Raw genomic sequence first — 13782 nt, 5'->3', positions numbered from 1 at the left:
GCTAGTGCTCCTCGGGGTCGAACCGGTAGCCGACACCCCAGACGGTCGAGATGGCGATGGCGCCGCCGAGCTTCTTGCGCAGCTGCAGGACGTGGACGTCGACGGTTCGGTCGTCCCCGTACCACTCCGGCCCCCACACCCCGTCGAGCAGCTCACGGCGGGTGAGTGCCGTCGCCGGGTGGGCAAAGAAGTACCCGAGGAGGTCGAACTCCCGGTTCGTGAGCGCAACCGGCACCCCGTCACGGAGGACCTGACGCGCCCGTGGGTCCCAGTCGACGCCGTTGAACGAGAGCGCCGCTGCGGACGAGGGATTCGCCTCGACACGACGCTCGATCGCCCGGACCCGCGCGAGGAGCTCGCGCGGTGAGAAGGGTTTTGTGACGTAGTCGTCCGCACCGAGTTCGAGTCCGGTGACTCGATCGAGTTCGTTGTCGCGCGCAGAGAGCACGATGATCGGGACGGTCGAGCGGTGGCGAATCGCCCGCGCGACCTCGAGGCCATCGAGGCGCCCCGGCAAGTTGAGGTCGAGGATCACCAGGGTCACCGAGGCATCGAACGCGCTGAGCGCGTCCTCGCCGTTGGAGACGACACGGACCTCGCCCTCCTCCTTGGCAAAGTACACGCAGAGGAGATCGGCGATCGCCGGATCGTCTTCGACGACGAGGACATGGCGTCCCACGGCGGTCAACCTAGCAGGGGCAGGCGAGCAGGCGCTTCGCTCAGGCGTCGCCCCCAGCGACCGGCTCGGAGACGGCGTCGGCGACGGAGGGATCGGCCGAGTCCGATGGCTCGACGTCGGCCGCGGTGTACTTGCCACCGCGCAGCCACGAGGCGACCGCCGCCACCACACACGCGATGGCTGCGAAGGTGAAGGCCTCCGTCAAGCCGTGACCGAATGGCGAGGCGATGAGGTTCGGGAAGAAGGACCGGCCGGTCAGATACGCCGCGTTCGAGTGCGGGAGGGCACTGATGACCTTGGGCCCGAGGAGCTTGGCCATCGGGTTGTAGCCCAAGAAGGCGGCGAAGAGGACGCCGACAGGTGGCAGGGTGGCGAGTGCGTGGGCGATGGAGGCGGGCACGTGCTGTTGGGTGAGCCCGTCGTAGAGATGGCGAGGCAGGCTCGCCTTGAGCCCGAAGATCATGAGGGTGAAGAAGATCCCGATGGACAGCACCATCGCCGCGTTCTGGAACGTCGCTGCCATCCCCGCCCCGACGCCGCGCTCGTTGACCGGCAGGCTGTTCATGATTCCGGCGCGGTTGGGTGAGGCGAACAGGCCCATTGCGAGTCCGTTGAGCAGCAAGAGACCGGCGAAGGTGAGATACGAGAAGTTGACGGGCAAGGTGAGCAGGGCGATGAAGGAGATCGCGGCGACGATCATGCCGCCGGTCGCGAACGGACGGGCGCCGAAGTGATCCGACAGGAATCCAGAGACCGGTCCTGCGACCAGGAAGCCGATGGTGAGGGGAACGAGGTAGATGCCGGCCCAGAGCGGTGTCTGCGAGTAGGAGTAGCCATGCTCGGGGAGCCAGATCCCCTGGAGCCAGATGATGAGGATGAACATCATCCCACCACGGCCGAGCGAGGCGAGCAGGCTCGCCAGGTTGCCGGCGAGGTAGGCCCGGATCTTGAACAGCCGCACGTTGATCATGGGTTGGGGAACGTGCTGTTCGATCCAGACGAAGACGCCGAGGGTTGCAAGACCGCCGAGGATGGCCGCGATGACGCCCGGGTTGCCCCAGCCCATGTCGCTTCCGCCGTAGGGTTCGAGGCCATAGGTGATCCCGACGAGGATCGAGATGAGGCCGACCGCGAACACGGCGTTACCCAGCCAGTCGATGTGGGCTCGCACCCGCTGACCGAGGTCGTGCAGCATGAGGTAGGCCCACACGGTCCCGATGAGGCCGACCGGGACCGAGACGAGGAAGACGGCACGCCAGGAGACCGGGGCGAGGAGCCCACCGAGGATGAGGCCGATGAACGAGCCCGCGATACCGGCGACGTTGTTGATCCCGAGGGCGAGGCCACGTTGGTTCGGAGGGAAGGCGTCGGTCAAGATGGCAGCCGAGTTCGCAAAGAGGAGGGCACCACCGATGCCCTGGCCGATGCGCATGACGATGAGCCACCACGCACCGGCGGTCCCGTGGAGATAGGTCGCTGAGAGCGCGATCGAGAACAGGGTGAAGATCGCAAAGCCGAGGTTGTACATCCGTGCGCGGCCGTACATGTCTCCGAGGCGTCCGAAGCTCACGACCAGCACCGCCGTGACGAGGAGATAGCCCATGAGGACCCACAGGAAGTACGACGTGTTCGACGGTGCGAGCGGGTTGAGATGGATCCCGTTGAAGATCTCCGGGAGGGAGATGAGCACGATGGACGAGTTGATCGTGGCCATCAAGATGCCGAGCGTCGTGTTGGAGAGGGCGATCCACTTGTAGTGCGGGTGTTCGGTGAGGCGGAAGCTCCGTTCCCTGATGGATCCCCTGGACTTCGTCACGCTGATCGACCTCCGTAGCTGGCGCGTACTGCGGTGCGCTCTGGCCACATTCTAGCGAAGTCGAGACCTTCTGTTGCATTGTGCAAGCAAAACGGACCGGTATCACACGGTGCCCTGAGCTGCGAGGCGGCCTGCCTCGAGCCGGGCCGCAGGGCACCTAGGCTGGGCCCATGGCCGACTACCTGACCGACATCGTCGCCTACCATCGTCGGCGTGCCGCCTTGGACGACGAGTCGTTCACGAGTCTGCTCGCCGGACTCGACGCCATCGAGCCCCGCCCGAGCCTTCGCTCGGCGCTCCTGGCATCGGCTGGCCTCGGTGTCGTCGCTGAGTTCAAGCGCCGCAGCCCGTCGAAGGGCTGGTTCGTCGAGCCAGAGACCGACGTTGCGACGCGAGTCTCGGCCTACGAGCGAGCTGGGGCGGTCGCGGTCAGCGTGCTCACGGACACACCGCACTTCGGGGGCACCCTCGCTGACCTCGAGCGAGCTGCGCAGCACGTCGAGCTTCCCATCGTGCGCAAGGACTTCATCGTCGACGCGAGGGAGCTTCTCCGGGCCCGTCGCGCGGGAGCGAGCGCGGTCTTGCTGATCGCGGCGGCGCTCCAGCCGGAGGAGGTCGCATCTCTCGCTGGTGTCGCCCACGACGTCGGGCTCGAGGTGCTCCTCGAGATCCACGAGCTCAGCGAGCTCGAGCTTGCTGAGCTTGCCGCCGCGGACGTCGTCGGCGTCAATCAACGCGACCTGACGAGTTTTCGCGTGGACACCGATCGGGCGCGTCGCGTGCTCGCGGCGCTCCCGCCGGGCGCGGCCAGGCTCGCTGAGTCGGGCGTGCGTGGTCCCGATGATCTCGCGGGGCTCGTGGGCTTCGACGGTGTCCTGATCGGTGAGGCCTGCATGCGTGCTCGGGACCCCTACGCGACCGTCCGGGCGCTCGTCGAGCGAGGTGCGAGTGTTCATCAAGATCTGCGGCATCACGAATCAGTCTGACGCCCTGCTGGCCGTTGCCCTCGGTGCCGACGCGCTCGGCTTCGTGCTCGCGCCGAGCCCGAGGCAGGTGTCGCCCGTGCGGATCGCCCAGATCCTCCCGCAGTTGCCTTCTGGCGTACGGACCTTCGGCGTGTTTCGCGACGAACTGCCCGAGCGCATGGCGCAGGTCCTCGCCGAGACCGGACTCGGTGGCGTCCAGGTCCACGGTCAGATCTCGAACGACGGGCTCGCCTGGCTCGCAGAGCGCACGCCGTGGGTGATCCGCGCCGTTGCGGCCGGATCGCCGGAGTTCGATCGCGCGATCGAGCAACCGGCGTGGGCGCTGCTCGTCGACGCCGCGAGCCCCGGCTCGGGCACGGTGTTCGACTGGTCGCTCGTCGACGGGATCTCGCCGATGCGGCGACTCATCCTCGCCGGCGGGCTGCGACCCGACAACGTCAGGCAGGCCATCGAGACGGTGATGCCGTTCGGCGTCGACGTCTCGAGCGGTGTCGAGGCTCGACCTGGCCACAAGGACCCGATCCGCCTGCGACAGTTCATCGAGGCTGCGCGAGGGGCCGCTGCAGCATTGGAAGGAGAGACCGATGACCATGATCGAGCCTAAGGGGACGAACGCGCCGGACGCGACTGGTCGCTTCGGCGACTTCGGAGGCCGCTTCGTCCCGGAGTCGTTGATGCCGGCGGTGCTCGAGCTCGAGAGCGGATTTCGAGCTGCGTGGGCCGACGTCGCATTCCGGGACGAATACGCGCGTCTGTTGGCGACGTATGCCGGCCGGCCCACCCTGCTCTATCGGGCAGAGCGCTTCTCGGAGCTCGTCGGGCGCGAGGTCTGGCTGAAGCGGGAGGACCTCGCCCACACCGGCTCGCACAAGATCAACAACGTGCTCGGTCAGGCGCTGCTGGCGCGGCGGTTGGGCAAGCGGCGACTCATCGCCGAGACGGGAGCCGGCCAGCACGGTGTCGCGACGGCGACGGCAGCGGCGTTCCTCGGGCTCGAGGCGAGGGTGTACATGGGAGCGGTCGACGCCGAGCGCCAGGCGCTCAACGTCTTTCGGATGCGACTGCTCGGTGCGGAGGTCGTGGAGGTCACGGCGGGAAGTCGCACGCTCAAGGACGCGGTGAACGAGGCGATGCGCGCCTGGGTTGCCGAACTCGGGGACACGCACTACTGCATCGGTTCGGTCATGGGTCCGCATCCGTACCCTTGGATGGTGCGCGAGTTCCAGCGTGTCATCGGCGACGAGGCGCGCGAGCAGTTCGCTGCCCAGGCCGGTGGCGTCCCCGAGCTCGTCGTCGCCTGCGTCGGCGGTGGTTCCAACGCGGCCGGGACCTTCACGGGCTTCGTCGAGACGTCGGCACGGCTCGTCGGGGTCGAGCCGGCCGGTGGTGCCGCCATCGGACGCGGGGGGCCAGGGGTGGTGCACGGCATGCACTCCATGCTCCTCCAGGACGAGGACGGTCAGGTGCGCGAGGCCGAGTCCATCTCGGCCGGTCTCGACTACCCCGGGGTCGGTCCGGAACACGCCTACTGGGCGAGCACGGGCCGCGTGAGTTACGAACCGGTCGGCGACGACGAGGTCGTCGATGCGCTGGTGGCGTTGTCGCGGACGGAGGGCATCGTTCCGGCCCTCGAATCGGCCCACGCTCTCGCGTGGGTGCTGCGTGAGGGATCGGCGCGCACACAGCCCGGTGACCGCATCGTGGTGACTCTGTCAGGACGGGGCGACAAGGACGCGGAGACGGTCGCTGCGTACCTCGGGGGTCGGCGGTGAGCGGCCTCGGTGCCCACCTTCGCTCCAGGGTCGAGCGTGGACGGTCCGTGATCGTCCCGTACGTGTGCGCTGGCGCGCGCGACGGCTGGGAAGACGACGTCGTCGCGCTCGCAGAGGGTGGTGCGGACGCGATCGAGATCGGCATACCGTTCTCCGACCCCTCCATGGACGGGCCGACCATCCAGCGAGCCAGCGAGGTCGCGCTCCAGCGAGGCACGACGGTCGCCGGTACGATCGCTGCGCTCCGGAACCTGGTCGTTGGCGTGCCGCTCGTGGTCATGACCTACTACAACCTGCTCTATCACCAGGGGCTCGAACGTGCCGCTGGACGCCTGGCCGAGGCCGGCGTTGCGGGCGTCATCATCCCGGATCTGTCGATCGAGGAGGCGGAGCCGTGGTGGCGGGCGGCGCGCGAGGTCGGTCTCGAGACCGTGCAGCTCGTCGCGCCATCGACGCCCCCGGCGCGCATGGAGCGCATCGTGCGCGCTGCGGAGGGCTTCGTCTACGCGGTCGGGTTGATGGGCGTCACCGGTGAGCGCGACCAGCTCGCCGAGACGGCGACCGAGATCGCCGGGCGGCTCGCCGGGCGTGCTGAGTTGGCGGTGCTCGTCGGGATCGGGGTCTCGAGCCCGGAGCACGCGGCTGCGGTCGTCGAGGCCGGTGCCGACGGCGCGGTGGTGGGTTCGGCGATCGTGCGCAGGGTGCTCGAGGGGGCACCACCGGCGGAGCTCGGCGAGTTCGTGCGTGCGTTGCACGAAGCGGGGGATCGTGCGATGGAGCATCGAGGACGTCAACCAGTAGCGTAGGCGAGGCGAGAGGAGGCCGTGAGATGCAGATCGGCATGGTGGGCTTGGGTCGAATGGGTGCCAACATGGCGGCTCGGCTCCGTGAGCGCGGGGGCATCGAGGTGCACGGATTCGACCCCGCCGAGGCCGCACGCGCCTCCGCGAGCGCCCTCGGGGTCAGCGTGCATGGCTCCCTCGACGAACTCGTGCATGCACTCGAGGCACCGCGCGTGGTGTGGCTCATGGTGCCCGCCGCGCTGACGAGCCAGCTCGTCGACGAGCTCGGCTCCCTCCTCGCCCCGGACGACGTCGTCGTCGACGGGGGCAACGGGTTCTATCGCGACGACGTGACCCATGCAGCGACCCTGGCTGCTCGGGGCATCCATCATCTCGACGTCGGCACGTCAGGGGGTGTATGGGGCCGCGAGCGTGGCTACTGCTTGATGATCGGTGGTGACCCCGACGTGTTCGCACGCCTGGAGCCGGCGTTCGCGGCCCTCGCGCCCGGTGTGGACGCGGCGCCGCGCACGCGAGCCGACGTCGCGGTGGGTCCTGAGGAGCAGGGCTATCTCCTCTGCGGCCCGCACGGTGCTGGACACTTCGTCAAGATGGTGCACAACGGCATCGAGTACGGCCTCATGGCGGCGTTCGCCGAGGGCTTCTCCATCCTCGAGCATGCCAACGCGGGTTCGGTCGCGCTCGCCGCGGACGCCGAGACGGCCCCCATGCGTGAGCCCGACGCCTACCGCTACGAACTCGACGTGGCCAAGATCGCAGAGCTCTGGCGTCGAGGGAGCGTGGTCGGATCCTGGCTTCTCGATCTCGCCGCGCGGGCCTTGGCGGACGACCCCCACCTTGAACAGCTCGAGGGTCGTGTCGCCGATTCGGGCGAGGGTCGCTGGACCGTGCTCGCCGCCATCGACGAGACGGTGCCCGCGCCGGTGATCGCATCCGCGCTCTTTGCGCGCTACGCCTCTCGGGGCGAGGACGCGTTCGCCAATCGGGTGCTCTCGGCGCTGCGCCGGGAGTTCGGAGGCCATGAGGAGCGCCGCCCCTAGAACCGGTCGGTGCGCGAGAGGGCCCGGTAGGCTCGCCATCGTGGCCTCTGACGAACAGCAGTGGTCCTTCACCGAACATGGTCCATGGCGCGTGGAGGCAGGTCGGCTCCTGTGGGCCGAGGGTGTGCCCGCGCTGCGGGCGAGGGCACAGGCGCAGATCCCCAGGTTGACGGCGCCGCGGCGGGTGCCGCCGGCGCGCCGTGTCCTTGGGACGGGCCTGTCCCTTGGCGTCGCCCTCGGGGCATGGCGGTTGTTCGATCGCCCTCGGGGTCGTGCCGCGTCGCGCCGGGGCCTCTCGAGGCGGCTCCGACGAGCCTTCGAGACGCTCGGCCCCACCTACATCAAGCTCGGCCAGATCATCTCATCGGGGGAGGGGATCTTCCCGGTGGAGCTGGTCGAGGAGTTCAAGCAGCTGCGCGATCGCGTGCCGGCCGAGCCCTTCGCCGTCGTCCGCTCGACCATCGAGGAGGAGCTCGATGCGCCGCTCGAAGAGCTGTTCGCATCCTTCGATCCATCTCCGGTGGCTGCGGCGTCGATTGCCCAGGTCTACTACGCGACCCTCCGCGATGGCACGCCGGTGGCGGTCAAGGTCCAGCGATCGCGCGTCGCCGAGCTGGTGCGCCGGGACCTCGCCGCGATGGCGTGGATCACGCCGCACCTCGTCGGCAGGATCCCGGTGGCGGCACTGGCCAACCCGCCGGCACTCGTCGAGCTGTTTGCCGAGACGATCGTCGAGGAGCTCGACTTTCGCATCGAGGCCGCCAACATGCTCGACATCGCTGCCGTGCTCGCCGCGACCGAGCAGCGCGCCATCGTCGTCCCGAGGCCCCACCCGGAGTTCGTGACGCGGCGGGTGCTCGTGATGGAGCGCCTCGACGGCTACCGGTGGGACGACGCCCGCGGGATGCACGACGCGGGGATCGACACGACCGAGGTGGTGCGTGCGGCGCTCGTCAGCTTCCTCGAGGGCGCGATGCTCCACGGCGTGTTCCATGGCGACCTGCACGGTGGCAACTTGTTCGTGCAGCCAGACGGCACGGTGGCGCTGCTCGACTTCGGGATCACCGGCCGCCTGAGCGAGCCGAAGCGCCTCGCTTTCTTGCGGCTGTTGATGGCGGGCTCGATGAACGATCTCACGACGCAGGTGCAGGCGCTGATCGATCTCGGTGCGCTCCCGCCTGGGACCGATCCCGAGCAGGTGATCGACGATCTCGGGCTGGACCAGCCGGCTGTCGATCCCACGGAACTCGAGCCCGAGCAGCTCGTCGCTGAGCTCCAGGAGATCACGAAGGCGCTGCTCGGCTCGGGTGCTCGCATGCCCAAGGAGCTGATGCTCTTCGTGAAGAACATGCTCTTCGTGGACGCGTCGCTCGCCACGCTCGCCCCCGACATCGACCTCTTCGCCGAGATCGCTCGTCTGGCTGCCTACTTCATGACGAAGTACGGTGCGCGCATCACGTCCGAGATCGGCGTGGCGGTCTCGCCGGAGCTGATCGATCTGTCGGGCGTGAAGGCGAGCCTCGGCGTCGACGAGACGACGGAGCAGCTGACCTATCGCGAGCTGCGAGAACGGCGCGAGCTCATTCGGCGGCGGATGGAGGCCCACGAGCGTGGTCGCCGACCCGGTCGACGCAGTCGCAGCGGGGCCAGCGAGTCGTAAGGGGCGGTGGTGGACGAGCACGCCGACTACGTGATCGTCGGGGCGGGATCGGCCGGTGCGGTGCTCGCCAACCGCTTGAGTGCCGATGGTCGGCATCGCGTCGTGGTGCTCGAGGCGGGTCCGCGCGATCGATCGCCACTCATCCATATCCCCGCCGGGTTCGCGCGACTGTTTCGATCGCGCTACGACTGGGCCTATCGCACCGTTGCGCAACCGAACCTCCAAGGACGCTCCATCTACTGGCCGCGTGGCAAGGGCCTCGGGGGCTCCTCGTCGATCAACGCGATGATGTGGGTCGTCGGGATGCGAGCCGACTACGACCGCTGGGCCGAGCTCGCCGGTCCTGCGTGGGGCTTCGACCCGATGATGGCGGCGATGCGGCGTGCGGTCGTTCCCGTCGAGGCTCAGCGCGATCCACGGCCCGTGACGCGCGCGTTCCTCGACGCGATCCGCGAGACCGGCGGGGTCGTCGAGGCCCCGAACCTCCCGAGCCCGGAAGGCTTCACCGAGACGGTGGTCACGCAGGCGTCGGGACGCCGTGCGAGCGTTGCCGATGCGTACCTGCGGCCGGTGCGCCATCGCCCCAACCTCGTCGTGCGCACGCAGGCTCGTGTGACGCGGGTGATCGTGGAGGGGGGGCGCGCCGTTGGCGTGGAGTATCTCGTCGGCCGTGAGCGGCGTGCGCTGGGCGCGCGCGCCGAGGTCATCCTCGCTGCCGGAGCGGTCAACACGCCCCAGCTCCTCATGCTCTCGGGCATCGGTGACGAGGGTGCACTGCGACGGCTTGGGATTCGGGTGGTGTACCACGCCCCCGAGGTGGGCCGGAACCTCCGCGATCACCTCGTGGCCGGTATGGTCCTCGAGACGACCGAACCGACGCTGCGCTCAGCGACCAGCGCTGCCGAAGTGGTGCGCTACTTCGTGGGCCGGAGGGGCATGCTGACCTCGAACATCGCCGAGGCCTACGGGTTCTGGCGATCCGATCCGGGCCTTGCGGCACCCGATCTCGAGGTCCTCTTCGCGCCGGTCGCCTATCTCGGCGAGGGTCTCGTGCCCATCACGGTCGATGGACTGACGCTCGGGGTGATCCTACTCACGCCCGAGAGCCGCGGCAGCGTCACGCTGGCGAGCCCCGATCCGCTCGTGGGCCCACGTATCGACCCCGCCTATCTGTCCGACCCCGACGGACACGACAGGAACCGCATGATCGCAGGGCTGGAGCGGCTCGAGGTGCTGCGGACCTCGAGGGCGCTCCGGGCGCACACGACCGGACGTCTTTTGATGCCGGACCATGGGGAGCGGCTCGACCCCCACGAACGAGCGGTACTCGCGCTCGAGAGCGTGGCCCACACCATCTATCACCCGACCTCCACCGCACGTATGGGACGTGACGAGCGCTCGGTGGTCGACCCGATGCTGCGGGTGAGGGGCGTCGGGGCGCTCCGCGTCGTCGATGCATCGGTGATGCCAGAGATCGTTCGCGGCCACACCAACGCACCGACCATCGCGATCGCCGAGCGTGGCGCCGAGATCATCCTCGGCGAACACGCCTCTCGCGAGCGCTGAGTCTCGCATCCCCGAGCGTCCGCTACAGGGGCGAACGCCGGGGCGCCGGGAGCGGAGAGCGGACGTGAGGGTTGGCGGATGCTTGCGACCCTCGCTAAGGGTCGGGGCTCGGCCCCGTGGTTCGTTGCTATGACGATGACCGATCGGGCGACCATGCGTCAAGCGCGCAGCCGGACTACAGCCAGGTGGCACAGCAAAGGGTCGCCCGAGGCGTTTCGGGCGACCCTTCGTGTTGTCTCGCTGCGTGTGCTGCGCGGCGAGCGCGAGGTTCAGTCCGTCGAAGGCGGGCCGAAGACGATCACCGCATTGTGACCGCCGAAGCCGAACGCATTCGAGATGATGCGCCCCGGCGGCAGCGGGCGAGGATCTTTGAGGACCACGTCGATGTCGATCTCCGGATCGAGGGCGACCGTCCCCTGCGTCGGGGGGATCAGCTGGTGCTCGAAGGTGAGCATGACCCCGACCGCCTCCAGCGCGGCGGCGGCGCCGAGCGCGTGGCCGAGCGCCCCCTTCATGCTGGTCACCGGCGGTACGGCGTCACCAAAGACGGCACGAAGCGCACCAGCCTCGGCAAGGTCGTTGAGCGGTGTTGAGGTGCCATGGGCGTTGACGTGGCCAACGTCACGAGGGGTGATGCCGGCATCGGCGAGGGCGAGCTCGATGGCGCTGCGCGCACCGACGCCGCCAGGGGCGGGTGCGGTGATGTGGTGGGCGTCGGCGGTCGAGGCCGTCCCCTCGATGTAGGCGTAGATGTGCGCGCCACGTGCTCGAGCATGCTCGGCATCCTCGAGCACGAGCACCGCGGCACCTTCGGCCATCACGAACCCGTCTCGGTCACGATCGAACGGTCGAGAGATCCCCTCCTTCGACAGTGCGGTCATGTTGGTGAAGCCAGCTGTCGCCGAGGGCGTGATCGCTGCCTCGGCACCGCCCGCGAGGGCCACGTCGAGGCGCCCCATCGCGACCAGGTGCGCAGCGTTGGCGATGGCGTGGTTCCCGGCCGCGCACGCCGTCGAGATGGTCTCGCAAGGACCGTTGAGACCGAAGCGCATCGAGATCGACGCGGCGTTGGAGTTGGCCATGAAGAGCGGGACGAGGAACGGCGTGATGCGGTCGTAGCCGCGCTTCTCCGCCATGACGATCTGGTTCTCGAGGCTCTCGAGCCCGCCGACGCCGGTCCCCATGATCACACCGGCGCGCGCCGGATCGACCGATGGCGCTCCGGCGTCGTCCCATGCCATCTGCGCTGCGGCGACGCCGAACTGGTTGTAGCGATCGTGGCGGCGGATCTCCTTCGGCCCGAGCCAGGCAGACGGATCCCATCCTTCGATGCGCCGCACACCCGTGCGTGCTGGTGCAAGGAGGCCCTCCCAGAAGGCCTCCTTGCCGATGCCCACAGCGCTCACGACGCCGATGCCCGTGACGGCGACGCGCCGAGACGCGAACCGTTCGGGCTCGGATGCCTCAACTCTCACGAGAGCTTCCCGTAGACCAGCTCGAACGCCTTGCCCACGGTATCGACGCCCTCGAGCTCGGACTCGGGCACGGAGACGGAGAACTCGTCTTCGAGCGCCATGATCAGCTCGACGAGATCCAGCGAGTCGGCGTCGAGATCGTTCGCGAAGCTGGCGTCCATCACGACCTGGTCCGGCTCGACGCCGAGCACCTTGACCGTGGTGACCTTGAACTTCTCGAATGCCTCGGTGCGGTCCATTGTGGTTCCTCCTGTGTGGTACTGGTCCATGGCCTTGCGGCCGTACTGCCTGTCACGACGGGCGCGTGAGCGGCCGACAGGCTCTCCGCTCGCGCTGCGCGAGTGCGCTAGATGCCCATTCCGAGACCCCCGTCGACGGGGATGACGGATCCGGTCACGTAGCTCGCGGCGTCCGAGACCAAAAAGGCGAGAACCGACGCCGCTTCCTCCGGCCGACCGGTGCGACCGAGCGGCACCTGGGAGAGGATGGACGCGAGTCGTTGCTCTCCGGTCGCGCGCAGCAGATCGGTGTCGATCATGCCCGGCATCACCACGTTGACGGTGATGCCGCGAGATCCGACTTCGCGCGCGAGTGAACGCGCGAAGCCGACGAGCCCGGCCTTCGCTGCTGCGTAGCTCGTCTGGCCTGGCGAACCGAGCAGGGCAACAACGGACGAGACGAAGACGATGCGTCCGCGACGGGCTTTGAGCATGCGCGGGACGACGGCCTTGGCGAGTCGGAATGCGGACGTGAGGTTGAGGTCGATCGTCGCGGCCCACGACGCCTCATCCATGCGAAGCAGGAGCTGATCGTCGGTGAGGCCGGCGTTGGCGATGAGTGCCTCGATGGTCCCGTTGGCCGCCTCGGCCGCTGCCACCGCCTTGAGGACGCTCTCGGAGTTCGTGACGTCGAGCTCGACGGGGGTCACGTTGCCCGCTGCGAGCACGTCGTCGGGCATGGGGCGGTGGTGGACGCCGGCCGAGATGGTAAACCCACTCGCTTGGAGGGTGCGTACGGTCGCGAGGCCGATGCCGCTTGCGGCGCCGGTGACGAGGACGTGGGTCATCTGGCCCACCGCCAGACCGCACTTGCCCAGGTCATGCCGGCACCAAAGCCCGTGAAGAGGACGTGATCACCGGGATGGAGGCGCCCTTGGGCGACGGCGTCGGCCAAGGCCAGCGGGATCGAGCCGGACGAGGTGTTGCCGTAGCGATCGAGCACGACGGCCGTACGGTCGAGCGAGATGCCGAGGCGTTCGTTGGCGGCTTGGATGATGCGCAGGTTTGCCTGGTGGGGTACGAGCAGCGCGATGTCGTCGGCGTTCACGCCAGCTTGCTTCATCGCGGTCTCCGACGACTCAACCATGACGCGAACGGCGCGCTTGAACACCTCGCGTCCCTCCATGTACATGTAGCCGCCGTGGTCGCAGTACAAGATGGGGCGCGCCGCCCCGTCGACACCGAGGTCCCAGCCGAGGAGGTCGTCCTCGTCGGCACGCTCCATGACGACCGCACCAGCACCGTCTGCGAAGAGGACGGCCGTCGAGCGGTCGTTCTGGTCGGTGATGCGCGAGAGGGTGTCGGATCCGATGACGAGCACCCGGTGTGCCCCAGAGGCGATCATGCCACGTGCGACCACGAGGGCATAGACGTAGCCCGCGCAGGCAGCATTGAGGTCCATGGCGCCACCGCGGGTTCCGAGCTGGTGGGATACCTCGGCAGATGTGGCCGGGACCGTCTGATCGGGCGTCGTCGTCGACAGGACGAGGAAGTCGATGTCGCCGGGGGTCAACCCGGCGTCGGCGATCGCGCGTCGCCCCGCCTCGATGGCCAGGCTCGAGGTGGTGCCGCCGAAGCGGCGCTCGCGGATGCCGGTGCGTTCGGTGATCCAGGTGTCAGAGGTGTCGAGATAGGCCTCGAAATCGGCGTTGGTGACGACCCGATCCGGGACGGCCTGGCCGACCCCGATGATCCGTGCTCCCATAG

13 protein-coding genes are annotated in these 13782 nt (G+C 68.6%); 7 read left to right on the top strand and 6 right to left on the bottom strand.

The window, feature by feature from the left end:
• Position 1: 1 nt before the first annotated feature.
• Entirely contained in the window at positions 2 to 679 is a 678-nt protein-coding gene (locus AFER_RS05630; protein WP_015798518.1) for a response regulator transcription factor, read from the bottom strand.
• A gap of 40 nt (positions 680 to 719) precedes the next feature.
• Positions 720 to 2495 carry an MFS transporter gene (locus tag AFER_RS05625; protein ID WP_015798517.1) on the bottom strand — a complete coding sequence of 592 codons (1776 nt, stop codon included), beginning with the start codon at positions 2493 to 2495 and terminating at the stop codon, positions 720 to 722.
• Positions 2496 to 2665: 170 nt separating this feature from the next.
• On the opposite strand from AFER_RS05625, the gene AFER_RS05620 reads away from it, so the two are divergent.
• Genes AFER_RS05620 through AFER_RS05590 form a run of 7 tightly spaced genes read left to right on the top strand, consistent with a single transcriptional unit; the run spans position 2666 to position 10322 of the window.
• A complete protein-coding gene (locus AFER_RS05620; protein ID WP_015798516.1) occupies positions 2666 to 3481 on the top strand; it encodes an indole-3-glycerol phosphate synthase TrpC in 816 nt (271 codons plus the stop codon).
• On the top strand, positions 3438 to 4085 hold the full coding sequence (locus AFER_RS05615; protein ID WP_245525995.1) for a phosphoribosylanthranilate isomerase: 648 nt from the start codon (positions 3438 to 3440) through the stop codon (positions 4083 to 4085). The genes AFER_RS05620 and AFER_RS05615 overlap by 44 nt, the downstream gene beginning before the upstream one ends.
• On the top strand, positions 4066 to 5253 hold the full coding sequence (trpB, locus tag AFER_RS05610) for a tryptophan synthase subunit beta (RefSeq protein WP_015798514.1): 1188 nt from the start codon (positions 4066 to 4068) through the stop codon (positions 5251 to 5253). Before AFER_RS05615 ends, trpB begins: the two co-directional genes overlap by 20 nt.
• Positions 5250 to 6059 (top strand): tryptophan synthase subunit alpha, encoded by an 810-nt coding sequence (gene trpA, locus AFER_RS05605; protein WP_015798513.1) that lies wholly within the window; start codon positions 5250 to 5252, stop codon positions 6057 to 6059. The genes trpB and trpA overlap by 4 nt, the downstream gene beginning before the upstream one ends.
• Before the next feature lie 23 nt (positions 6060 to 6082).
• Positions 6083 to 7096, top strand: a complete 1014-nt coding sequence (gnd, locus tag AFER_RS05600; protein WP_015798512.1) for a phosphogluconate dehydrogenase (NAD(+)-dependent, decarboxylating) — start codon at positions 6083 to 6085, stop codon at positions 7094 to 7096.
• Between the two features lie 40 nt (positions 7097 to 7136).
• Positions 7137 to 8756: an ABC1 kinase family protein gene (locus tag AFER_RS05595; protein ID WP_171788958.1), complete on the top strand. Its 1620-nt coding sequence runs from the start codon at positions 7137 to 7139 to the stop codon at positions 8754 to 8756.
• 9 nt (positions 8757 to 8765) lie between these two features.
• Entirely contained in the window at positions 8766 to 10322 is a 1557-nt protein-coding gene (locus AFER_RS05590) for a GMC family oxidoreductase (protein WP_015798510.1), read from the top strand.
• A gap of 269 nt (positions 10323 to 10591) precedes the next feature.
• On the opposite strand, the gene AFER_RS05585 is transcribed toward AFER_RS05590, so the two are convergent.
• The 4 genes from AFER_RS05585 to AFER_RS05570 all read right to left on the bottom strand — a co-directional run bounded on the left by AFER_RS05585 (position 10592) and on the right by AFER_RS05570 (position 13780).
• Positions 10592 to 11797 (bottom strand): beta-ketoacyl-[acyl-carrier-protein] synthase family protein, encoded by a 1206-nt coding sequence (locus AFER_RS05585; RefSeq protein WP_015798508.1) that lies wholly within the window; start codon positions 11795 to 11797, stop codon positions 10592 to 10594.
• Positions 11794 to 12036 carry an acyl carrier protein gene (acpP, locus tag AFER_RS05580; protein WP_015798507.1) on the bottom strand — a complete coding sequence of 81 codons (243 nt, stop codon included), beginning with the start codon at positions 12034 to 12036 and terminating at the stop codon, positions 11794 to 11796. The genes AFER_RS05585 and acpP overlap by 4 nt, the downstream gene beginning before the upstream one ends.
• A gap of 107 nt (positions 12037 to 12143) precedes the next feature.
• Positions 12144 to 12863: a 3-oxoacyl-ACP reductase FabG gene (gene fabG / locus AFER_RS05575; protein ID WP_015798506.1), complete on the bottom strand. Its 720-nt coding sequence runs from the start codon at positions 12861 to 12863 to the stop codon at positions 12144 to 12146.
• Complete coding sequence (locus AFER_RS05570; RefSeq protein WP_015798505.1) at positions 12860 to 13780, bottom strand: beta-ketoacyl-ACP synthase III; 921 nt, start codon at positions 13778 to 13780, stop codon at positions 12860 to 12862. The genes fabG and AFER_RS05570 overlap by 4 nt, the downstream gene beginning before the upstream one ends.
• Positions 13781 to 13782: the final 2 nt, after the last annotated feature.

Source organism: Acidimicrobium ferrooxidans DSM 10331 (assembly GCF_000023265.1).
Lineage (GTDB): Bacteria > Actinomycetota > Acidimicrobiia > Acidimicrobiales > Acidimicrobiaceae > Acidimicrobium > Acidimicrobium ferrooxidans.
Note: the sequence above shows the minus strand (reverse complement) of the source record. Positions and strands in the feature narration are given on the sequence as shown.